The following is a 23,103-nucleotide window of genomic DNA, read 5'->3' on the forward strand; positions in this document are numbered from 1 at the left end:
GCGACTTTCCTTCGATCACCGATTTTCCACCAATCATTTGTTTCATCTTCAAGTTGTCTTATCGCCGATCCCGTAAAAGAGAGGCGCTCCCTTTTTACTCGCCTGAATGATTCGTTTCGATATTGGTTTGAATGGTTTTCACCGCTTCATCTAATGCTTTCTTCGGTTTTATCTTTTGGTTCGCCACTAATTGCAGAGCGGTTGCCATCGGGCCCCATACTTCAGACATTTCCGGAATATTCGGCATCGGAACCGCGTATTGGGATTGAATCGCCACAGCCTTGGCCCCTTCATCTTCTGCAATAAGCGGATCATCAACGAGAGCTTTAACCGGCGGAATCTCTTTTGTTAATTCAAAGCGCTTTTTCGCACTTTCTTCATTCGTTAAAAACTCAATTAATTTCGTCGCCCATTCTGGGTTTTTGGAAAAAGCAGACACATGCCATCCTTTTACGCCCATAAACGTTTTCACATGTTCTCCGTTTGGTAGTGTTGGCATCGGTGCAACTCCAATTTCAATTCCCGCATCACGCATTCCTTGAAATGCCCATGGTCCATTCATGACAGAGGCTACCTTTCCTTCATTAAACAGGCCATCCATCGTCGAACCGCCATTTTCACCGATAATTCCTTTCGGGAATAATTCTTTATACCATTTTTGGATGTATTCAGCTCCCTTTACTGCCCCATCGTTATTTAAACCGAGATTTTTCGGATCCAATGTGCCGTTATCCTCTTTAAATACATAGCCGCCCATGCCGGCAATCACACCGTGTGCAAAATAAAAGTTATCCCAAAGAGCTAAAAATCCGTATTTGTCTCCTTTTGTAAATCCCTTCGCAAATTGATACAGCTCATCCATCGTTTCCGGCGCTTTATCCATCAGCTTTTTATTATAGATAAATACCGGGGTTTCTACGGCCTTTGGCAGCCCATAAAGCTTTCCTTTATAGGTCTCCGCTTTGATAGAGGATTCTGTAAACTGCTCTAATACGGATGGATCAACGTTGATTTCACGAATGAGCCCTTCCGTTACAAGCTGGCCGATCTGGTCATGAGGCACTGTAATCACATCAGGACCTGTGCCTGCCGGGCCATCTAAACGCAATTGTTCCCGTTGCTTTGTCGCCATCTCTACTTCTTTATACTCGACTTTAATCCCATATTTTTCTTCAAACGCTTTAATGGCTGGCTCAAGCGCTACTCCCCGCTTGACATCTTCCCAAACAACAAGCTTATCTGGCTTAGGAGGCATGCTGTTTTCTGATGTTTCCGTTTGCTTATTCCCTTCATTTGGATTCGTCTTCGTTGTTTCCCCATCAGGTCCGCACCCTGCCAACACCCCTGTCGTCAATGCGAGCGAGGAAAAAAGAGATACCATCCTTTTCATTCCGATCCCTCCTGTTTATTTACAAAAAATGAAAATAGCAAGCGTTTTCATAATAATCAATTAGGAAAACGGTTGCACAAATTATCACTTTTATTATACAATCATTTTGAATTTTGACAACTCTTTTTTACATCTTTTACAATTGGTTTAGCGATTGATTGACTTTTTATATAGTGATCAATTACTCTTAAAACATACGGAATGAATACGTTTCCTTTTTGTTTGGCAAAATAACAAACAAGCTAGCATATTCATCTTGTCACTGTGTAACCAAATGGCAATCGCTTGCACTTAATCTTTTTTAAAGGAGCTGATTCCATGTTCAAAGAAGCCATTTATCATCGTCCAAAAGACAACTTTGCTTATGCATATGACGAGCAAACACTACATATACGATTGCGGACAAAAAAAAATGACGTCGAGCATGTCCGCCTTATTTACGGCGATCCATACGAATGGGAAAACGGCCATTGGCAGGTAAGCTATCAATCTATGCAAAAAAGCGGAACAGATGAACTGTTTGATTATTGGTTTATCGCCTTAACTCCTCCATATCGTCGCCTCCGTTACGGTTTCGAACTGACAAGCAACAACGAGCAAATCGTTTATACAGAAAAAGGATTTTACAGAACGGCACCGATGGATGATACCGCTTATTATTTTTGTTTTCCTTTTTTAAACAAAATCGATGTGTTCCAAGCACCCGAGTGGGTAAAAGATACCATTTGGTATCAAATTTTCCCAGAGCGCTTTGCCAATGGCAATGAAGCATTGAATCCTGCTGGAACATTGCCGTGGGGAAGCGCTGATCCTACGCCGACCAGCTTTTTCGGTGGAGATTTTGAGGGCATTATTCAGAAACTGGATCATCTCGTTGATCTAGGAGTTAATGGAATTTATTTCACGCCTATCTTTAAAGCATCATCCAATCATAAATATGATACGATCGATTATTTTGAAATTGATCCGCAATTTGGAGATAAACAGACATTTAAAAGGCTTGTGGAGCTTTGCCATCAAAAAGGCATTCGCGTCATGCTTGATGCGGTTTTTAATCATAGCGGTTACGAATTTCCTCCATTTCAAGACGTGCTGAAATATGGAGAAAATTCTAAGTATAAACATTGGTTTCATATTCGCGAATTCCCACTGCAAACCGTGCCGCGTCCAAACTATGATACATTTGCTTTTACTCCGAATATGCCAAAGCTGAATACAGAAAACCAAGAGGTGAAAAACTATTTATTAGATGTGGCGACTTATTGGATTCGTGAATTTGATATTGATGGCTGGCGCTTAGATGTCGCTAATGAGGTCGATCATCAATTTTGGCGCGAGTTTCGCCAAGCGGTGAAAACGATCAAACCAGACGCCTATATTCTTGGAGAAATTTGGCATGATGCTATGCCTTGGCTGCGCGGCGACCAATTCGACGCTGTGATGAATTATCCTTTTACAAATGGGACCCTTCGTTTCTTTGCTCAACATGAGATTCGCGCTTCACAATTTGTCGGAATGATGACACATGTGCTCCATTCCTATCCAACGAATGTAAATGAAGTAGCATTTAATTTACTCGGCAGTCACGATACGCCTCGTCTGCTGACTCTCTGCAAAGAGGATGTGCGGAAAGCAAAGCTCTCGTTTTTATTCCAGCTCTCTTTTACAGGAACACCTTGCATCTATTATGGCGATGAAATTGGAATAACAGGCGATCAAGACCCAGGCTGCCGCAAATGCATGATATGGGATGAACATCAGCAAAATCGCGAGCTTTTTAGACATGTCCAAAAGCTTATTGCATTGCGCAAGGCTTATAAGGCATTTGGAAATCGCGGAAATCTTCATTTTATCGATGCAAATGATGAAACGAATCATTTGATCTATATGAAAACATGCGAAGAAGAAGCGATCATTTTCCTCGTGAACAATAACGAACAAGAAATAGAGATCACCTTGCCTCTCTCTCTAAAAGGAAAGCTGCTCACGAATTTATGGACAAATGAGCAGTTTGCAGCTGAGGCTGACACATTAAAGTCGACACTTCCACCATACGGATTTTTCATCTATAAAATCGAAGATTGGTTATAAAGCGAGGAAGCATCTCCTCGCTTTTCATATGCGGTAAACGATGCGGCGGTACTCTGTTGGCGTCACTCCCTCCACTTTTTTAAACAAGCGGGAAAAGTAAGCGGCATCTTCAATTCCTACCCGCTTGGCGATGGAATCAATCGTATCGTTCGTTTCTGCCAGCTGCTTTTTCGCCTGAGCTATCCGATAGTAATGCAAATATTGCATGACGCTCATTCCCATCGTTTTTTGCATGCAGCGCGTGATATAGTCTGGATGAAAGCGCAACGATCGAGCTAATTTTTTCATCTCAAAAGGCTCACGATAGTGCTTATGGATATATTGAACAGCTTCGGCACATACTTTTTCTGATGCCGTTGGAATGTCCAATGCTTGTTTCTGAAGCTGCACGAGAAACTCCGCGAAATAAATCTGCTGTTTAAGCGCACGATCAGGAGAGCTATCGTGCTCTAAATGAACCACTTGTTCCAGCAATTGCTCCATTCTTTCTTTTTGCTTCATTACCCCAAACTGCGGCAAGTAAAATTGATATTGTGCTGCCTCTACATATGATGCTTCTCGTTCCATTACATCATGCCAAGTGATTTCTCCTTTGGGAAGGATCTCATAATGTTGCTCCATGGTGAAATGAAGCCAGACAAACAAGGTATCTTCCACACATGGGCGATAACCATAATGTCCGCGTTGCGGTATCAGAATCATATAGGTTCCTTCTTTTACTTCAAATAGCTGATCTTCCTCTGCCATAAATAAGCAGCCTCGCTTTACATACAGCAAATCAAATACTGAAAAAGTTCGCTTGAAGTGTTTTTTTCCTTGCACAAACATCGCCTCTCCTCCCTTAATAAAGGTCGGAAAAGGCGGACACCTAAAGGCAATATGCCGCATAATCAATCTCCTCTTTATGTCGGAAATATACAAATCGAATCGTGTTGCTCCCTTTTATTATGCCGTAAAATCGATACACTGAATATAGCTTTTATTTATAAAAAAATCGGCATCAATCAAAATCGAAAACGTTTCAATCAATGAAAGAACTAAATAAAAATGATTGATATATACCAGGATCAAATGGCGTTTATTTAAGTTTGATGCGTCCACATTTTTTGTCCTCAAACGAGCCGATAATCACCGATTTCGACGGCCGGGCAATCGACTGCCGTCGCTTTCAGCTATAAAGGAGGGAATGATTATGTCTAATCATAAACGCTTGTCATTATTCGCACTGACTTGGCCGATTTTTATCGAAACGCTTCTGTATATGTTGATGGGCAGTGCTGATACACTCATGCTCAGCCACTATTCTGATCAGGCCGTCGCCGCTGTTGGCGTCGCGAACCAAATTATTTTTCTTGTTATCGTCATGTTCGATTTTGTGGCAATGGGGACTGCTATTTTAGTCGCTCAATATATCGGCGCAAAAGATGTCAAAAATACGAGAGAAGTTGCCCTTGCTTCCATAAGCGCTAACTTTTTCTTTAGTTTTTTTCTTAGTGCCATTCTCCTGTTATTTGGAAAGCAACTATTATATGCCATGAAGCTGCCTGATGAACTTTTAGATGAAGCCTATTCTTATTTAGCCATCGTTGGCGGTTTTTTATTTGTTCAGGCTCTTATGATGACGGCTGGGGCCATTTTAAAAAGCCATGGGTATACTCGCGACACGATGTATATTACCGTCGGCATGAACATCCTTCATATCATCGGAAATTACATTTCTATTTTCGGGCCATTTGGTCTTCCGGTTTTAGGGGTCAAAGGAGTCGCCATTTCTACCACCATTAGTCGAATCATCGCATTAATCGCTATCTTTTTCCTTTTGGCCAAGCGAACGAACTTGATTCCGTCGCTATCACGCTTCGTCTATTTGCCTATGCATCACATTCGTAGCTTGCTGAAAATCGGCATCCCTGCTGCCGGAGAAAATTTGGCCTACAATACAGCGCAAATGGTGATCACATACTTTATTACATGGATGGGAACTGAAGCGCTAACAGCAAAAATCTATACGCAAAATTTGATCATGTTTGTTTTTCTGTTTGGCATTGCCGTCGGCCAAGGTACGCAAATTCTCGTCGGTTATTTCGTTGGAGCCAAGCAATATGAGCAAGCATACGCGCGCTGCTTAAAAAGTTTGTATAGCGCCATCTCCATTTCTATTGCTATGGCTTTTACATGCTATCTATTGGCTGAACCCCTGCTCTCATTTTTTACACATAACAAAGAGATCATCGAAATGGGAAAAACGCTGTTATTGCTAACTATTTTACTTGAACCGGGCCGTTCATTTAATCTAGTGATTATTAGTTCGCTCCGGGCAGCGGGCGATGTGCAGTTTCCTGTTTACATGGGAATTGCATCGATGTGGGGAGTAAGCGTCGCACTTTCCTATATTCTTGGCATTTATTTTGGTTTGGGGCTCATCGGTATTTGGATTTCTTTTATTGCTGATGAATGGCTGCGTGGACTATTCATGCTATGGCGCTGGCGATCAAAGGCTTGGTGCCATAAATCCCTTGTCCAATTCCCCGTGGGAACGACATGATAAAAAGCAAAGGAGAAGCTTGGTAAACAAAAGCTTCTCCTTTTTCTTTTTTAATCTTTAATTTGAATGGAGTAATGCTCGAACCAAGTATGAACTTGGCACAAATAAGCAAGCAGCTGCGGGCCTGTCATCAGCTGGCCAAACCAAGGCGTTTGAAATGATTTCCCCCCTGTTTCCACCATTTCTTTTAGCTTTTCAGCTTCAAAAAATTCATACAGTGCAGAGGATCGCTCTTTTAATATTTCTTTCAGTCTCGCTTTGACTAATTCTGTATAAAGAGGATGATGTGTTTTCGGATAAGGGCTTTTCTTGCGATATAGCACTTCTTCTGGCAAAATTCCTTCAAGCGCTCGACGCAATATTCCTTTTTCTCGATTTCCGTACATTTTCATTTCCCATGGAATGTTCCATACATATTCTACTAAACGGTGATCGGCAAATGGCACACGCACCTCTAGGCTCGCTCCCATGCTCATTCGGTCTTTGCGATCAAGAAGGGTTGTCATAAACCAAATCATATTTAAATAAAACAGCTCGCGCCGCTTCGCTTCGACGGCACTCTCTCCTTCCAATCTTGGAACCTCTGCGATCGTTTCACGAAATCGCGTTTGCACATACTCATCTAAACGCAATTTTTTCCGCCATTTTTCTTGAAGCAAATCCATTCGTGCCTCCGTGGACCGCATCCAAGGGAATCCATTTCGCGCCAAATCATCTGGGCGATGAAACCAAGGGTATCCGCCAAAAATCTCATCGGCGCACTCTCCTGATAAGCTAACAACAAAGTCTTTCTTAATTTGTTGACAAAACCAAAGCAACGATGAGTCTACATCGGCCATTCCTGGCAAATCACGTACCGTAACGGCCTCTGTTAAATAATCAGCTAAATCCTGCTGCGAGATGACACAACGATGGTGAATCGTCGAAAATGTATTCGACATTTTCTCAATCCAAGGACCATCGGCATTCGGTTGAAAATCATTCGCTGTAAAGTACTGATCATTCCCTTCATAATCAATCGAATACGTATGCAGCGGGCCTTTCCCATCCTTTTCAAACGCATTGGCGGCTATGGCAGTAATGGCGCTTGAGTCCACCCCACCTGATAAAAACGTACAAACAGGTACATCGGATACAAGCTGTCGCGTCACTGCATCAGTCAGTAGAAAACGCACTTTTTCTACCGTCTCTTCAAGCGAATCGGAGTGGACATGGCTTTTTACGTTCCAATAGCGGCGAATGTTGATACCTTCTCGCGAATAGACAAGCATATGGGCTGGACGCAATTCATGAATGCCATTAAATACTCCGTGCCCTGGAGTTCGAGACGGCCCCAATCCAAACACTTCCGCCAATCCTTCGCGGCCGATTTCTGTCTTTACTTCAGGATGTGCCAAAATCGCTTTAATCTCGGAACCAAATAATAAACTGCCTCCAATATGGCGGTAAAAAAGCGGTTTAACTCCTAAGCGATCCCTTGCTAAAAACAATTTTTCATTTTTTCCATCCCAAATGGCGAATGCAAAAATTCCATTAAGATAGTCCACACATGTTTCTTGCCACTCGATATAGGCTGTTAATAATACTTCTGTATCCGAATGGCCTTGAAATGTATAGCCTCTTTTTAAAAGCTCTTTGCGAATTTCTTCGGTATTATACAGTTCGCCATTATAACAAATCGTATAATCACTGCCATGTTTTTGTCTTGTCATCGGCTGTATGCCGCCTGCCGGATCGACGACGACAAGTCGTTTATGTCCAAATGCCACATGCTGGTCTAACCAGTAGTTTGTATCATCTGGACCGCGCTTTGCCAATGCTTCCGTCATTTTTTCAATGGTTGGTTGTGCAGTGCGCATCTCTCGCTGGAAATCCACCCAACCGGTGATCCCACACATATGAATCAATCCTTTCTTTTCTTCAGCGTAAAAACAGGTTGCTTTTTTTCATTATATGCAGCTAAGCGCTAGGCGCTCGTCGCCGCTTTTTTCTTTATCTACTCTGGCGACCGTCTCTCTTGTGCGAAACCAACTCCCTCCGGGTGGAGCGAGTAAACTTTGTCAATCCATCTTTCTCTCTAAAGCTAAGCGTTCTCCGCCGTTTTCCTTTATGGCATGCTTTCATTGTATGCAAATGCAGTGATTTCGATGAATTGTCCAATAGAGTGAATAAATGATGGGCAAATAGGTGAAAACGAAAAAAGAAAGGAGATGAGGAAAATTGACTCTTGAACAAAAATTGGCACAGATTCCCGCCCAACAGCGCGCTTATATACAAGGAGAAATTGAATATGTAAACGGGGAATGGTTTTTTTTTGATGAAGAAGAGGAAGAAGCAGGACTGCTTGCAGAGTGGAGTGATGAGGAAATCGAAATTTTCCGATTCGGCCGCTGGCTTCGCGGATATTATCAACACAATGGAGAAATTCAATTATCTGGAACAAGAGTTTTACTGCAAAAGGGCGAGCTGGTTCGTTTTCGCAAACGATTGCCGTATGCCTATCGCAGCTGGCTCGATGCTCTTCCTGAAAAAACGTTTTTTGGCTTCATTGAATGGCTAAATAAACTGAATTTTTCATTATACGATTGTCTGTATTGCTATAACGGGCTCTTGTTTGAGAAGCGTACAGGCGTCAATTTTATGATTTTTGATAATACAGAGCTGATCGGGAACGTGCAACACTATTATGAGCGAGGCGAAACGAATAAAGATCGCTTTGAAATGACGTTCCATACAGGCAATCGGTTTATTTGCACACAAATCAGCTAAAAAGGGTGTCCACAGTAATTGGGACACCCTTTTCAATATAAGTAATACTTGACTGTCGTTTAGGAAAAAACATGGAATCCTAACGGAAGCTTAAGTCCTAAATATAAAACAAGCACAAAAGCCAGTACAAGCTGAATCCAAGCACTTTGGGCACGCTCTCCCTTTTTGGCGCGGACCGTCACCATCTCCATCGCGACAATGACCCAAAGACCGACAATCGCTTTTACGATATACAGCGCTGAAATCGAATACAAGCTAAACAATAGCATCGCTCCAGTAGCGATAATGAGCAGATAAAACAAGCGCAAAACCATATGGGCGATTTTCGCCTTCGGAGAATGAGCTTTGTACATCGACAAAGAAACAAAAAATAAAATGAAAGCAATCACCCATGTTGTAATGTGTGCATGCGTCATCGAAAATGATCTCCTTTCCAGCATTCGTTTTCTTCATCATAGCATGTTTTTGTAAAAAAACGAAATGGCATGCTTGTCTATAAATAGAATACATATCATCAAAAGATAAGCCGTATAGCCGTTTCCAAAACAGAGCCCCCATTTTTCGACGGTCGAGCGATCGCCGAAGTTGGATCATCACCTGTTCACACGGAAACAAAATGAAGGAATCGAGTTGTATTTATATCGTCATACGCGATGCTCCATCGCGCCATCAGGTAAGAAGCTCTCTTTGCAAGCAAGAAAATGGACAAAGGCCATAAAGTTCCTTCTTTTTCCCAATCTAACAAGCTCGTATAATTTTTGCTATAATATATAATGGAGCGAATATTGCAAATAGGAGGAGCACACATGAGCAAAACAACAGAAATCATTCACTTAACTGAGCAGTTTGGCGCAAACAACTATCATCCGCTGCCAGTCGTTCTTTCTAAAGGAGAAGGCGTATGGGTAGAAGACCCTGAAGGCAATCGTTATATGGATATGTTAAGCGCCTATTCTGCCGTCAACCAAGGACATCGTCATCCGAAAATCATTCAAGCGCTCAAGGAACAGGCAGACCGCATTACCTTAACATCTCGAGCGTTTCATAACGATCAGTTGGGCCCTTGGTATGAAAAAGTAGCCAAATTAACAGGAAAAGACATGGTTTTACCAATGAATACAGGCGCAGAAGCGGTAGAAACAGCCGTGAAAGCTGCGCGCCGCTGGGCGTATGATGTCAAAGGCATCGAAGAAAATAAAGCGGAAATTATCGTTTGCGAAGATAATTTCCACGGACGGACAATGACCGCTGTTTCCATGTCTTCCAACCCTGAGTATCAGCGCGGATTCGGACCGATGCTTCCTGGCATCAAAGTGATCTCATTTGGCGATGTGGAAGCATTAAAGAAAGCGATTACACCAAATACGGCTGCCTTTATCTTTGAACCGATCCAAGGGGAGGCAGGCATTAATATTCCTCCAGAAGGATTTTTAAAAGCCGCCTATGAAGTATGTAAACAACACAACGTATTGTATATTGCCGACGAAATTCAAGCTGGCCTAGGCCGCTCAGGAAAAATGTTTGCATGCGATTGGGAAAATGTTGTGCCGGATATGTACATCCTCGGCAAAGCGCTAGGCGGCGGTGTATTCCCGATTTCTTGCGTAGCCGCCAATCGCGATATTTTAGGCGTTTTCAATCCAGGTTCACACGGTTCGACCTTCGGTGGTAATCCGCTCGCTTGCGCTGTTTCCATCGCAGCCATCGACGTTCTTGTTGAAGAAAAACTAGCAGAACGTTCTTTTGAATTAGGTAATTATTTCCAAGGGGAATTACGTGAAATTCAGCATCCTGATATTAAAGAGGTCCGTGGCCGCGGATTATTTATCGGCGTTGAATTGCATGGGCCTGCCCGTCCATATTGTGAAAAATTGCAGAATGAAGGATTACTATGCAAAGAGACACATGACACTGTCATTCGTTTCGCCCCTCCATTGATCATCACGAAAGAACAGTTGGACTGGGCAATCGAAAAAGTGAAAAAGGTGTTTAATGAATAAAAAACAAAGAGAACAGCAGGGGCTTAATAAGTCGGTTTTCCGGCTTATAGACGCCCCTTTAATGCTTTATAGAGTTGACTTTCTGGACAGACTCTGCAGCCATTTTGACCATCCTTCATGGATTGGGCTGGTTTCACATCAGACTCACTTGAAAGCACTTGGCAGACAAAGGGGCTGTGCTTTAGCGAAGATGCCAATTGGCCAAGGACGTTTAGGGGCTGAGGAGCGAAGCCAGTGATGAAAGACAAAAGCGTTTAAGCAGTCTGACAAGGGCTTTCCGGATGAGGAAAGCCCTCGTTTATGACATTCTTATTCGCCAATTCGATTGCGAAGCGTGCCGATTTTTTCGATGGTGATTTCCACGCTGTCCCCTGATTGCAAAAAACGCGGCGGTTTCATGCCTTTTCCGACTCCGGCCGGCGTTCCTGTCGCAATAATGTCGCCAGGCTCTAACGTCATTCCTTGTGAAATCGTAGAAATAATCGTTTCAACCGAAAAAATAAACTGTTCGGTATTCGCTTTTTGCCGTATTTCCCCATTCACTTTCGTTTCAATATGCAAGCGGTTCGGGTTAGGGATCAGCGACTTGTGTACGATCCATGGCCCCATCGGACAAAACGTATCCAAGCTTTTGCCAAGCAAAAACTGTTGATGGCGCTGCTGTAAATCCCGCGCTGTAATATCGTTGATGATTGTATAACCAAATACATAGTCCAACGCTTCTTCTTCTTTAATGCCTTTTCCTTTTTTGCCGATGACAACCGCTAATTCTCCCTCATAATCTAATTCTTCTGTCACATGGGCATGGCGCAAAACAAGGGACTCATGTCCTGTTACGGTTGTTGGCGCTTTAGAAAACAGCATCAGATGTTTCGGAATGTCATCCGCGCTTCCAATCTCAAGTGCATGATCGACATAGTTTTTCCCGACGCAAAAAATATTTTTGAGAGGGCGCGGAATCGGCGCCAACAGCTGGACGCTTTCAAGTGGATAGACATAATCAGCAGCTCGCTGCTTCTCGCTCCATGTGACAATTTCCTGCACTTTATCGACAAACGCATCACCAAGCGCGATGCACTCAATAAGTGAGTGGGGCAGCGTGGACTCCTCTCCCATGGCCTGCTCCGCCATTTGCAAGTGAATGACTTCATTTTGAGCGCTTAGTACGCCGACAAATGACGTTCCTTGGCGCTTAGCTGTCACAAATTTCATGATCCTTGACCTCCCTTTCTCCCTTTGATTATTCTCTATCTTTTCGTCCAAACCCTCCCAAAAATTTGTAGAAATATAGAATATTATGTCTTTTTTTAGCGAATCTCTTCCCTTCTTTCCCATTCTATGTATAATGATGATATACTATTCGCCATACTAAATTCCTAAAACATCATAATAAAACGTTGGTGAAAAACAATGATCATGTTGATTGAAGAAAAAAGACAACAGATGATTGAGTTAGCTTTAACATATGGTCTAACTGCCAAAGAAACCATTCAGTGCAGCCAGGAGCTCGATGAGTTGTTAAATATTCAATTAAGAGAGGCTCTAGCCTCTAAGCAGCATCATTATTCTCTTTCTAAATCCGCCTATCTTCGCATCGAATAAAAATCTACTGAAAAAGCCGATTCAGTAGATTTTTTATTTTATCATGAATCTCTTTATGTTCTTTTAAACGGCTGCTTCTGCCCATATATGATTGTTCTCCATAGCCATTCTACTGGTCCTGTTCGATAGTGCTTCATCCATCTGTTGCTGATGACCACTTGCAGGCTATAAATGAAAATCGCCAACAGTAATCCGTAAAATGGACGAACCGTTCCATATAATCCAAAGCCATAATGGTAAAACAATAACGTGCACAAAATAGATTGAAATAAATAATTTGTTAGCGACATTTTGCCTACAGCTGCAAAAATGGAAAGAATTTTATTTCCCCATCTCATATCGGAACATAACGCAATGGTGGTCACATAAAAAATAGAAGTTAATGGCCCGCCCAGCATGTTTTGTACATATTCTGTCGCCATATTTCTTTCCGCCCAGTACGGCAAAAGCTTCAAGCTCCAGCCAAACAAAAGAGTGAAAATCCACAGTTTTTTCAATGTTTTTTTATTGGCACAAATAGAGGAAAACCATTGTTGTTTGGCAACATACGCCCCGAACAAAAACATGGGCAAAAGCGAAAGAATAATAAAGATCGTTCCTTCTGCGTTGTTTACATACATCCAGTCGTGCCAACGCTGCTGCAAAATCTCTGCAAATGTACCGTCTCGGTAATGATGAAGAGCCTCGTGAGCCAAGGTTTCGTCAGATGGTGCATCCGAATTTCCAGGCTCTATCCATACTGCAATCCCCAATAAAGCGCTAAGCAGTCCGTTGGGAACGAGCCAAAGCAGCAATGCCCAGACAAAGAGAGAACGCGGGGACGCTCGATGAAACAATAGCATAAACATTCCAGTAAGAGCATAGGAAATTAAAATATCGCCATACCAGATCAGAAAGGCATGGAGACATCCGATTAAAAGCAAGGAAATCATTCTTCTGGCAAAAAGCCGGACAAACGGCCTCTTTTTCATAAGCACTCGTTCACGAAAGATGATGACGCCAAAACCGAATAAAAAAGCAAATAACGGATAGAAGCTAGCTTCAGCAAAAATATCAATCATTTTTTCCGTCAAGCGATCGGAAGCACGGCTCGACCCGCTTCCTTGGCTCAAATACATGATAGGAGAGTTAAAATGGGGCATATTGACTAGAAAAATGCCCAAAATAGCAATCCCCCGCATCATATCGACAGATTGAATACGTTCTGTATCAGAAATAGAATGAAATTCGCTCATTGTCTTACCTCACCATTCACTCATGCCTGCTCATGTCTTCAACAATATAAAAAACAAAGGCCATCTGTCAATGAACAAATGGCCTTTCCTCCCCAAGACATTGCGCGTTTAGTTTACATATCTGTCTGCTTTTCCAATGGACGCCCAATATTCCTTGCGCAAATGCACTTTTTGAATTTTCCCTGATGCCGTTTTCGGAAGCTCATCCACAAATGTCACACCTGTAATGGCTTTAAAATGTGCGAGTCTTTCTCGTGAAAAAGCAATAAGCTCCTGCTCTGTAACCATATGTCCTGGGCGTGTCACGACAAATGCATGTGGCGTTTCTCCCCACTTTTCATGGGGCACAGCAATCACTGCCACCTCCAACACGGATGGATGATCATACAGAACACCTTCCACCTCAATGGAAGAAATATTTTCGCCGCCACTAATAATAATATCTTTTTTTCTATCAACGATATCAATATTTCCATACGAATCAACTGTAGCCATGTCTCCTGTATGAAGCCAGCCGTTTCGGATCGTTTCCATCGTTGCCTCGGGATTTTTCCAATATCCTTTCATTACACCGTTGCTGCGCACAACGACTTCTCCAATCGTTTGACCGTCATGTGGAACGGCTTCACCATGCTCGTTCACCACTTTTACTTCGCAACCGATCATGGCGTGTCCCGCCTTTGCTTTCATCCGGTATTGTTCATGAAGAGGCAAGTCGCTTAGATGCGAGCGGATCGTAGAAACAGTGCTTAGCGGCGACGATTCCGTCATGCCATACACTTGGATAAACTCCCAGCCCAGCTCTTTTTCTACGCGTGTGACAAAGGCCGGCGGCGGTGCGGAACCAGCGATGACAACACGAACGGGATGCTCCATAATAGGAACATGCTGTTCGTAATATTGCAATAATGAATTGAGCACAGTGGGAGCCATATGCATCACATTAACCTGATATTTTTGAATGTATTCAAAAATCAGCTCTGGCGCCGCTTTTCGCAAGCAAATATGCGTCGCTCCATTCGCCGTATAATAAAACGGAGATCCCCACCCATTCACATGGAACATTGGCAGCACATGCAAATAGTTATCGCGATCTGATACGCGCAGGTGATGCATCGTTATTAGTGCATGAAGATAATTATTCCGGTGTGTAAGCATGACCCCTTTCGGATTTCCGGTTGTTCCGCTCGTATACAGAAGGCTGCATACATCATCCTCGTCGATATCAGGGCGCTGGAATGGCGCAGAAGTGAACTGCGTCAGCCATTCATCGTAAGCGATTTCATTCGTTTCCGGATTTTTCCTATGAACAATGATCGCTTCGATGGTTTCAAGCTTGTCCTTAATCGGCAAAATCAAGTGGTACAGCTCTTGATCTACAAACAGCACTTTGCTTTCACTATGATTTAAAATAAACAAATAATCGTCTGGTTTTAAGCGAATGTTTAACGGAACCATGACCGCGCCAAGCTGAAACACCCCATAAAATCCTTCGAGCATTTCAAGCGTATTCGGAGCCAAATACGCCACGCGATCCCCTTTTTTTACCCCCAAATCCCTCAGACCGTGTGACAGTTGATTGACTCTGTCATTTAGCTCGCGATATGTAAGCTCCTTTCCTTCGTCAATCACCCCTATTTTGTCGCCGTATAACGACACCGCTCGGTCCAAAAACTGGGTCAGCAGCAACGGTACTTTCATTTTTCTCTCTCCCCTCCGTGTTTATCTATCTGAAAATTCAATAAAATTATAACACATGGGTGATATAGATGTAACTTACTATTTCACATTTGTATGGATCAATGATCCAGCACATTGCTCTCTAGGCGAAAGCCGACTTCGACATCACATTTTGGCGTGGCCGGCTGCCGATCTCTCCAAAATATCTTCAAACAGCCTTTACATAAGAAAAGCGCTACAGGTTTGTAGCGCTTTTAGTTGTTTCCAATATTGCTAGCGTCCTTCAAGCTTGGATCCAAAGTATTAGTGACACTAAACAATACATTCGTTTGAATAAAATTCCCTACATTATCTCCGCCGCCTCCATGAAAAGCCTTTGCTGTACTTTTTGGCGCAATTTGTAAAACATCTCCTAGATTTACCGTTCCATTTCCGCTAATGCTTGTCACCATGATACCGCCCAAAATCAATGCTGGCATGTCGATCATCCTCTTTTTTTGTATTACTGTTATTTTATGAAGAGCAAACAAAAAACGATAGGGACATCCATCTTATATTCAACACTTTATTTCCACCTCCATATAATGATAAACAGATACCTATGATGAGAAAGGACGTGGTCACATGCCATCTTTTATCGGGGGGCCTATAAAAATCACACATGTCAGCGGCGATGGAACCGTCAATTTTGGCGATGTACTGCAAATCGCGCCAAAAAGCGCCTTAAAATCCAATCAAGGTGCCGGCGGCGGAAATAACGGAGATTTTTTGCAAACCAACACATTTGTCAGCTTTACAAACACATCCGATCCTGACGTTAATGATGCCAATAATGTCGCCAACAATTAAAGAAATTCACATTTTTCTCTATTCGCCCATAACCTATAACGAGAATAAAAAAAGGGTGTATGATGATGCCAGCATTCGTTGGGGTAGTAAAACTTAACAGTATCGGAAGCAGCGGTGTATTTCATATTGGCGACGTTTTTGCGATCAGTCCTTACAGCGTCGCGAAAACATTTGCCGGTGCTGGTTCTTTTAATACAGGAAACGGCTTAAGCATATATAATTATTACAGCAATACAAACACAAATGATGCAGATCTTATGGATGATAGTGTGGTCGGCAACGCATAAAGGAGTGACACGATGAACTTTTATATCAACCAAAGCATCTACATTTATCAATTTAAAATCGGCTCTGTGACCAACTCATCCGTGCTCCAAATCGGCAGCGCTGGGCAAATTCAGGCACTTTCCACATTAAGCAACACAGGCGGATTTACTGGGCCTGCACCTGAAGCCGTCATCTCGGGCCCTACAAGCGAGCCGAGCACTCCATTGGTCCCTCTTCATTCCGCAACTCGCGAAAAAATGACAAAAAAAAGTGATGACAACCATTCATAGCCCATATATTGAAAAGAGAAGGGATCATTGAGAGGATGAGAAGCGACTATGAGCAGCTTGTTTCCATACGACTATTTTATGAAATTGCAGCAATATTTATTATGGCAAACAAACAAGATCCAAACCATCGAAAACCGGCTTGCCATTCTTGAGAAAGAGCTGCATGAAATCAAGCAGCATCCACAAACGATGATTGAACGAATTGAGTATAAATTTGATCAGCTCAAAGTAGAAACATTAGAAGGCACGTTAAATATCGGCCTCACGCCAAATGGCACGGGATCCATTGAAGATTTTGCAGTCGATGCTAAAAAAACGATTATCCCTAAACCGGAGCCGGCTCTATTTGGCAGCATCCAGACCAAAGTCAATGGTTATTTGCAAAATGAATGCATGCAAGTATTACAAGAGCTCGAAGCGAAATACGCCTATCCTTTAGATGATCCGTATCGCCAGTTTATTCTCCAGGATATTCAGCGTCAGGTCGATGAACGGATCCGCTTCTATTTGCAGCAAACCATGAATGGCGGATATGTCCCAGATCAAAAATCATCGGAAAATATAGAGAATATGATATTTATGAAGCTGAAGGAAGACATTGAGCAATCATTAGAAAGCTTTATTAAACATCTTCCAAAGCAAGGAGGAACATCATGAACTATACTGTGATTAACCGTGACGTGCAAGTAGGCGACATTTATCTTACAGCTGTAACGAGCTCTGCTATTTTTCTCATCGGAGATGCAGACGTGATAAATTTATCATCCGCTTTTGACACACCGCCTGAATCATTGATTATTGGCCCTCTCGTCCCGCTTGCTCCAAAAGGATCGTAACACTACAAGCTTAGGGGAAGGTTGTCGGTATTGATGAAGCGCTTATCAATGGTTCAATGGCTCAATAGTAACACCGTCCTTTTGAGCTCGGTGTTGCAAATTGGCGATTCTCGAGAAATTAACGCTCGTTCATACGTTTTAGCTGTCCAAAGGCAATACGAATGGTTTGGCGGGAATGAAGGAGAAGGGGCTTTTCCTGTGTTTACAAGGTCTCTGCCTAAACTTCCCGTATCGGCATATGTGCAAACTCGCCGCTTGAATGAATCACCTGTTCTTTCAGTTCGTTCGATTCACTTAATCGCTGTTTCCACCGCAGCAGTCGTTCATATCGGCTCCACTTCTACGGTTGATGCCGATACGCGCATTAAGCATATTCGGCAACTATCAGAGCCAAAGATTCCTTTCTCTCTTTCGCTTCCACAAGCAGCAATTCGAATAACAAAGGATGGATGAACATGCCAGCAGTTGTTGGTCCAATTAAAATTACAAACGTAAGCAGTGGTGCTGTTTTTCAAGTAGGAGACACCATGTACATCGCACCAAAAACAGCTACCAAAACCCAAGGGGGATCCGGAGGATTTAATACGGGCGATTTTATTTTGACAAATAACGGTATCAGTTTTACCAATTCCCTCGATCCGGATGTATTCGATAACAATGTCGCTGGTAATAACTAAAGTTTTTCCAAAAAATGAACCGCTCCCACCAACACTCCGTTAAGAGTTGAGAGGCTTCTCCGTTAAAAAGCAGCAATGACAGCTACGATCGATGTCACTTATTTGCATGATAAAGGCTGGGTGTTTTCCCACAGCCCGATGATGGAACAACGCCGCTTCACAGAACCAGAACGGGTCTGAAAGCGGCGTTGCTTCAACTTTTGTCACACATCTATGTAATGAAAAGACTAGGGACGGACAAGCCTCCAACTATTCGTTTTTCAGAAATCATAATATGCATCAAGTAGATAAAAACCCCTCTTTTGGCTACTTGACTACATGACTTCTAATTTAACACGCGTGCCCCGGCCAGAAGGCTCAGCAGGTTCGACAATGAGCCGCTTTGGAAGACGGGCGCGCAACTCCTGCACATGGCTGATCACGCCGATCGCCATATCATTCGCCTGCAGCCGTTCTAAAGCAGAAATGACGACATCGAGAAGCTCCCCATCCAGTGTGCCAAACCCTTCATCCAAGAAGAAAAACTGCAGCGGATACTCACCGCGAAGCTGGATTTGTGCCGATAAGGCTAGGGACAATGACAGAGAAGTTAAAAAGGTTTCCCCTCCTGATAACGTCGTTACTGGACGTCGCACTCCTCCATTCGCATCATCCCTGATCATAAATCCTCCCTCTGAATCGACTTCGATGGCATAGCGCTGTCTTGTTAGCTCGCCAAGCCGCTCAGACGCATCACGAGTGACACGGATCAACTGCTCCTCCGCCATAAATTCAACAAAGCTGTTTCCGCGCAACACATTTTGCAGCTCACGATATTGCTGGACTAGCCGTTCCACTGCCATTCGCTGCTGCTCCAGCTCTTGAAAGCGTTTATGCTTTTCAGTCAGCTCCTCTACTCTTGTTTTAGCAGAAGCCACTTGTTTGATTAATTCTGTTGTTTTCTCTTCTTGTTGCCGGAGCATGGAAGCGCTCTGCTGCCATTGTTCTTCACTGATTTCCATGCCATTCATCCGGTCCGTCACCCGCTGCCATTCATTTTGCCATTTCAGCCAGTTTTCACGGAATTGTTGGATACGTTCTGCCATCGCGTTCTTTTCTTCTTGTGTTAATGGAGTTTTACGAATTTCATCAGCGTTTGCAAAAGAGCTCTGCTGCAACATCTCCCTCCATTTATCCTCTGCTTGCTCCAGCCGTTTTTCCCCTTCAGATAGCGCTTGTATCGCAGCCTGTTTTTTTGCTTCTAACAGCTGATATTGTCGCTGCATGCCGTTGTACGATTCATACGCTTCTTCTTCTTGTTTTTGCAACTGAACAAGCTGCTGCTCCACATCCGCCAATCGATGCTCAAGCGGTTGTTCGTCAATAGGAAATGGAAGGGATTGCTCATACTCTTTATATTGTTGCTGTTTCATCTGCTGTAAAAGCAGAGCATCCGCTCGCTGCCGCTGTAGCTGTTGCCATTGTTCTTTTGCTTGTTCACATTCCTCCTGTTTTTGTTCAAGAAATACAACGCTTTTATCAATTCGTTCCTGCAATAATTGTGCTTCTTTTTCATTCGCACGCAATTGGTCCATCATTTGTTCAATCGCTGTAAATGAGAGATCCTCATAGATTGCTAGCCAATTTTGCATGCGTTCGTCCTTCATGCGCTCTCTTTCTTGGTATTTAGCGAGACGCTCTTCTATTTCTTGCTGCAGCGAATGGCGCTGATTGACAATCTCTTGCCGCTGCTTTTCAAGCGTTCGCCGCCTTTCCAGCATCGTATTGATTGCTTCACGGCATTGCAAATAATCCTGCTGTAAAGCTTTTACTTCTGCGGCCAGATCATGGAACTGTACGTCGATAGGAGCATAAGACTCTTCTTCTGCTTCTCTTTTTGCCCTAGACGCATCGCTTAACGCTACTCCCTCTCCATTCTCCTCTTGCATAACCGCTTCAGCTAATTGTTCCAGCTGAATTCTCAGCGACTGGAAGGACGAAGCGAGCGGCTGTGCTCTCTCCAGCTCCTCGTCCCATTTTAACAGCTCCTGCTCGCTCGGCTGCTCGCTAGATGATCGGGCAGGAGACGGGTGATGGAGAGAACCGCACACAGGACAAGGACTTCCTTCTGTTAACGTTGCCGCCAAAGAGGCAACCACATGCTGCAGCCGTGTCTTCTCCGCTATTTTTTGCTTTTGTTTGATCTTATAGATGAGCTTTTCAAGTTGAATTTGTTTTTCACATACACGATGGTAAAGCCTCTCCATTCGCTGAAAATGGGCTGTCCACGCTTTCTTACCCTCTTCCAGTTGCTTTTCATACACACTTTCGCGCTGCACAAGCCGATCATAGCTTTCTTGCTTTTGTCTATACTCCCTCTTGATTTCCTGCAGCGCTTGATCAAGCACCATCACTTCTTTTTTTTCTTCATAAGCCCGATAGATCCGCTCTTTTACTTGCGCAGGGACCTGCTTTTGCCGCCATTGCTCCTTGAGACTTTTTTGCTTGTCCAACGCTCGTTCATAAAGCTGGGAAAGACGTTCAAACGCTTGCTTGGCTTGCTTTTCTTTTGCCATCGTTTCCGAGATCCGCGCCCTAATATCCTTCATTTCTCGCTCCATTTGCTGCATCCGCTCCCACAGCTGCTTGGCTTGCAAAAGCTGTTCTTTCTTCTGCAAAAGCTTCGGCTCCTGCTCATTTTTTTTCGCGCGAATAAAACGGTAAGCTTCAGCTGCCTGTTCATATTGCTGATGAGTAACATGAAGCTGCTGCTCAATGCGCTTCATTTCTCTTTCCCATTCTTCAACCTCTCGCTTTGCTTGTTCATATTGCTGAGCGTAGGGAAGTAAGCGTTCCGCCTCCTCCGCCTTTTGGCGCTTTTGTTCAAGCGTGAGGATTTCCGCCTCCTCCATCCGGCATTTTTCCAACTGCTGTTCGATGTATTTCTTTTCCTTTTGCCATTGCCACAGCTCTTTATCACGTTCATATCGCTCTTTTATTTGAGCCAAATAAAGCTGCTGCTGCTTGAGTTCTTGCTCCAGTTGTTCTAATTGCTGCAGTTGTTCATCCAACGTTTCTTTTGAGGCATTGCCAAGTCCTGCTTGCTCCGCGCAAATGGTTTCTAACTTGGCTGTAGCGTTTATGAATCTCGTTTTTAGCTTTTTGTTCAATTGATCCCCATATTGTTCAAGATTAAAAAGCCGCTGCAGCATTTGCCGACGCTCGACACCCTTTAGCGATAAAAATTCAGCAAATTTCCCTTGCGGCAGCACGACGGCCCGCGTAAAATCCTTCATTTCCAAGCCGAGTAGCTGCTTGATTTGATCGTCGACCTCCCTTGTTTTATCCGCAAGCACGACTCGTTCTGAACCTTCCTCAATCAGACGGCTGATCGCTGTTTTAACACGAAGTCCCTCACTTCTCTTAAAGCTTCGCTCAACGGTATATTTTCTCTTTCCACTGGCACTGGCCAATTCAAAAGTAAAGGAAACGACTAACTCCTGCTCTGCGTGATTCATAATGCCGTTCGTATTGTTGGCCGCGCGCTCAACATTTCCGTAAAGCGCCAATGTCATCGCATCTAAAATGGAGGATTTGCCGCTGCCGGTCGGTCCAAAAATGCCAAAAAGGCCCCCTTCACACAGCTTATCGAATTCGATCACCTGCTTTTCGCGAAAACTATGCAATCCGGCAACCGTTAAACGAATCGGCTTCATGCTTCATCACCATCCTCATCTTCATCAGCAAGCAGTTCGAGGAACATCCGGACAAGCTCTTCCGTCGGCTTGGCTCCTCCTGTCTGCTTTTCATAAAAGCGCTGAAATAGCACTTCAATCGGAGTATGCTCGCGCTCCTCTTGTACAGCCTGTTGCTTGGTTAAAAAATGAGGGCGAATATAGATAAATCCGTCATAGCTTTTACGTAAACGATGAATTTCTTCCAATGTCAATGAATGCTCAACATAAATTTCCAAATCAATCCAAGCATTGCGGTCTTTTCCTTCCTCAAGCCAGCGATAAACCTGTGCCAAGCCTTCGGTCGCTTTCCACTTGGCAAGCGGTCTGCCGCATGACAACGGTAGCTCTGACACATTCGCTTCCTTTTGGGGATGAACATCCACAATCGTGACCGATTTGGTATAGCCCACTTCAGAAAAGCTATAGGCAAGCGGAGAACCCGAATAGCGCGCCGGCATTGCGGCTTGTTTAACGTTTTGCGGCCGATGCAAATGCCCTAGCGCCACATATTGAGCCTGGTCTGGAAAACAATGGGCCGATACCGTATAAGCCCCTCCGACTTCAATTGGCCGCTCCGAATCAGACGGCTCACCTCCCGCCACATATAAATGGCTCATCGCGATATTCACCGTATCGTGCCGAAATTGCTGATTCATCACAGTGAAAATTTCCTTTACCTTTTCATCATATTTTTTTCGTAATAGTTTCTCATCGTTTTCAGCAGCCAACAGCTGGGCTAGCCTTGATTCTGATGGGTATGGAAGCGCGGCTAACAACAACGTTTCCCCGCATGTCGGAATATAGATTTCTTGCCCTCTCATCGTGGGCAAACCAAGCAAGGTGATCGAATGAGAAGCCGCCAGCCGCGAAGCAGCGGCTAAACGCTCCGGGTGGTCGTGATTGCCTGCAATCACGACTACCGGACGCCGTCCGCCATTTGATAGCTTAGCAATCCCTTCATAAAACAACTGTTCTGCGGCTGCTGGCGGATTCACCGAATCAAAAACATCGCCAGCCATCAGCACCGCATCAATTTTTTCTTCTTCAACAATGGAGACCAATTCATCTAAAAACTGCTCTTGTTCTCGCAGCCGGCTTCTTCCTTCTAGTGTTCTCCCTAAATGCCAATCGGCTGTATGCAAAATTCGCAAAGCCT

General features: G+C 43.7%; 22 protein-coding genes. 12 read left to right on the top strand and 10 right to left on the bottom strand.

Annotation, left to right across the window (positions count from 1 at the left end; genetic code table 11):
* Nucleotides 1–94: 94 nt before the first annotated feature.
* Nucleotides 95–1,390, bottom strand: coding sequence for an extracellular solute-binding protein (locus tag GFC28_RS08990; protein WP_044745689.1), 1,296 nt, complete (start codon nucleotides 1,388–1,390; stop codon nucleotides 95–97).
* Between the two features lie 318 nt (nucleotides 1,391–1,708).
* Between GFC28_RS08990 and GFC28_RS08995 the strand changes: the two genes are divergently transcribed.
* Nucleotides 1,709–3,481, top strand: coding sequence for an alpha-glycosidase (locus GFC28_RS08995; protein WP_044745688.1), 1,773 nt, complete (start codon nucleotides 1,709–1,711; stop codon nucleotides 3,479–3,481).
* Between the two features lie 24 nt (nucleotides 3,482–3,505).
* Here the strand turns inward: GFC28_RS08995 and GFC28_RS09000 are convergent, their stop codons facing one another.
* Complete coding sequence (locus tag GFC28_RS09000; protein WP_044745687.1) at nucleotides 3,506–4,369, bottom strand: AraC family transcriptional regulator; 864 nt, start codon at nucleotides 4,367–4,369, stop codon at nucleotides 3,506–3,508.
* 301 nt (nucleotides 4,370–4,670) lie between these two features.
* Here GFC28_RS09000 and GFC28_RS09005 point away from each other — a divergent pair, with 301 nt between their 5' ends.
* Entirely contained in the window at nucleotides 4,671–6,026 is a 1,356-nt protein-coding gene (locus tag GFC28_RS09005) for an MATE family efflux transporter (RefSeq protein ID WP_369818786.1), read from the top strand.
* A 50-nt stretch (nucleotides 6,027–6,076) separates the two neighbouring features.
* On the opposite strand, the gene asnB is transcribed toward GFC28_RS09005, so the two are convergent.
* Nucleotides 6,077–7,924 (bottom strand): asparagine synthase (glutamine-hydrolyzing), encoded by a 1,848-nt coding sequence (gene asnB / locus GFC28_RS09010; RefSeq protein WP_044745685.1) that lies wholly within the window; start codon nucleotides 7,922–7,924, stop codon nucleotides 6,077–6,079.
* 322 nt (nucleotides 7,925–8,246) lie between these two features.
* Between asnB and GFC28_RS09015 the strand changes: the two genes are divergently transcribed.
* Entirely contained in the window at nucleotides 8,247–8,795 is a 549-nt protein-coding gene (locus GFC28_RS09015) for a DUF2777 family protein (protein ID WP_044745684.1), read from the top strand.
* A 59-nt stretch (nucleotides 8,796–8,854) separates the two neighbouring features.
* Here GFC28_RS09015 and GFC28_RS09020 read toward each other — a convergent pair whose 3' ends face one another.
* Nucleotides 8,855–9,211, bottom strand: coding sequence for a YisL family protein (locus GFC28_RS09020; RefSeq protein WP_044745683.1), 357 nt, complete (start codon nucleotides 9,209–9,211; stop codon nucleotides 8,855–8,857).
* Nucleotides 9,212–9,601: 390 nt separating this feature from the next.
* Here GFC28_RS09020 and GFC28_RS09025 point away from each other — a divergent pair, with 390 nt between their 5' ends.
* Entirely contained in the window at nucleotides 9,602–10,795 is a 1,194-nt protein-coding gene (locus GFC28_RS09025) for an ornithine--oxo-acid transaminase (protein WP_044745682.1), read from the top strand.
* 309 nt (nucleotides 10,796–11,104) lie between these two features.
* Here GFC28_RS09025 and GFC28_RS09035 read toward each other — a convergent pair whose 3' ends face one another.
* On the bottom strand, nucleotides 11,105–12,007 hold the full coding sequence (locus tag GFC28_RS09035; protein ID WP_044745680.1) for a fumarylacetoacetate hydrolase family protein: 903 nt from the start codon (nucleotides 12,005–12,007) through the stop codon (nucleotides 11,105–11,107).
* Nucleotides 12,008–12,205: 198 nt separating this feature from the next.
* On the opposite strand from GFC28_RS09035, the gene GFC28_RS09040 reads away from it, so the two are divergent.
* Nucleotides 12,206–12,397 (top strand): aspartyl-phosphate phosphatase Spo0E family protein, encoded by a 192-nt coding sequence (locus GFC28_RS09040; protein ID WP_044745679.1) that lies wholly within the window; start codon nucleotides 12,206–12,208, stop codon nucleotides 12,395–12,397.
* 53 nt (nucleotides 12,398–12,450) lie between these two features.
* Here GFC28_RS09040 and GFC28_RS09045 read toward each other — a convergent pair whose 3' ends face one another.
* From GFC28_RS09045 to GFC28_RS09055, 3 genes are all read right to left on the bottom strand, one after another.
* Complete coding sequence (locus GFC28_RS09045) at nucleotides 12,451–13,632, bottom strand: DUF418 domain-containing protein (protein WP_044745678.1); 1,182 nt, start codon at nucleotides 13,630–13,632, stop codon at nucleotides 12,451–12,453.
* A 108-nt stretch (nucleotides 13,633–13,740) separates the two neighbouring features.
* Nucleotides 13,741–15,333 carry a long-chain-fatty-acid--CoA ligase gene (locus GFC28_RS09050; protein WP_044745677.1) on the bottom strand — a complete coding sequence of 531 codons (1,593 nt, stop codon included), beginning with the start codon at nucleotides 15,331–15,333 and terminating at the stop codon, nucleotides 13,741–13,743.
* 233 nt (nucleotides 15,334–15,566) lie between these two features.
* Nucleotides 15,567–15,791, bottom strand: a complete 225-nt coding sequence (locus GFC28_RS09055) for a spore germination protein (protein ID WP_044745676.1) — start codon at nucleotides 15,789–15,791, stop codon at nucleotides 15,567–15,569.
* A gap of 145 nt (nucleotides 15,792–15,936) precedes the next feature.
* On the opposite strand from GFC28_RS09055, the gene GFC28_RS09060 reads away from it, so the two are divergent.
* From GFC28_RS09060 to GFC28_RS09090, 7 genes are all read left to right on the top strand, one after another.
* On the top strand, nucleotides 15,937–16,161 hold the full coding sequence (locus tag GFC28_RS09060) for a spore germination protein (protein WP_044745675.1): 225 nt from the start codon (nucleotides 15,937–15,939) through the stop codon (nucleotides 16,159–16,161).
* Between the two features lie 65 nt (nucleotides 16,162–16,226).
* Nucleotides 16,227–16,448 (top strand): spore germination protein, encoded by a 222-nt coding sequence (locus GFC28_RS09065; protein WP_044745674.1) that lies wholly within the window; start codon nucleotides 16,227–16,229, stop codon nucleotides 16,446–16,448.
* Between the two features lie 12 nt (nucleotides 16,449–16,460).
* The gene (locus tag GFC28_RS09070) at nucleotides 16,461–16,718 is read left to right on the top strand and encodes a spore germination protein GerPB (protein ID WP_044745673.1); all 258 of its coding nucleotides are present in this window, start codon (nucleotides 16,461–16,463) and stop codon (nucleotides 16,716–16,718) included.
* A 48-nt stretch (nucleotides 16,719–16,766) separates the two neighbouring features.
* Nucleotides 16,767–17,375, top strand: a complete 609-nt coding sequence (locus GFC28_RS09075; protein WP_044745672.1) for a spore germination protein GerPC — start codon at nucleotides 16,767–16,769, stop codon at nucleotides 17,373–17,375.
* Entirely contained in the window at nucleotides 17,372–17,554 is a 183-nt protein-coding gene (locus GFC28_RS09080; RefSeq protein WP_044745671.1) for a hypothetical protein, read from the top strand. The genes GFC28_RS09075 and GFC28_RS09080 overlap by 4 nt, the downstream gene beginning before the upstream one ends.
* A 33-nt stretch (nucleotides 17,555–17,587) precedes the next feature.
* The gene (locus GFC28_RS09085) at nucleotides 17,588–18,007 is read left to right on the top strand and encodes a spore germination protein GerPE (RefSeq protein ID WP_044745670.1); all 420 of its coding nucleotides are present in this window, start codon (nucleotides 17,588–17,590) and stop codon (nucleotides 18,005–18,007) included.
* Between the two features lie 2 nt (nucleotides 18,008–18,009).
* Entirely contained in the window at nucleotides 18,010–18,231 is a 222-nt protein-coding gene (locus GFC28_RS09090) for a spore germination protein (protein WP_044745669.1), read from the top strand.
* Nucleotides 18,232–18,545: 314 nt separating this feature from the next.
* Here GFC28_RS09090 and GFC28_RS09095 read toward each other — a convergent pair whose 3' ends face one another.
* Together GFC28_RS09095 and GFC28_RS09100 are read right to left on the bottom strand one after the other, a co-directional pair.
* Nucleotides 18,546–21,926, bottom strand: a complete 3,381-nt coding sequence (locus GFC28_RS09095; RefSeq protein WP_044745668.1) for an SbcC/MukB-like Walker B domain-containing protein — start codon at nucleotides 21,924–21,926, stop codon at nucleotides 18,546–18,548.
* Entirely contained in the window at nucleotides 21,923–23,098 is a 1,176-nt protein-coding gene (locus GFC28_RS09100; RefSeq protein ID WP_044745667.1) for an exonuclease SbcCD subunit D, read from the bottom strand. The genes GFC28_RS09095 and GFC28_RS09100 overlap by 4 nt, the downstream gene beginning before the upstream one ends.
* Between the last annotated feature and the right edge of the window lie 5 nt (nucleotides 23,099–23,103).

Origin of the sequence: Anoxybacillus sp. B2M1 (genome assembly GCF_001634265.1) — a bacterium.
GTDB lineage: Bacteria > Bacillota > Bacilli > Bacillales > Anoxybacillaceae > Anoxybacteroides > Anoxybacteroides rupiense.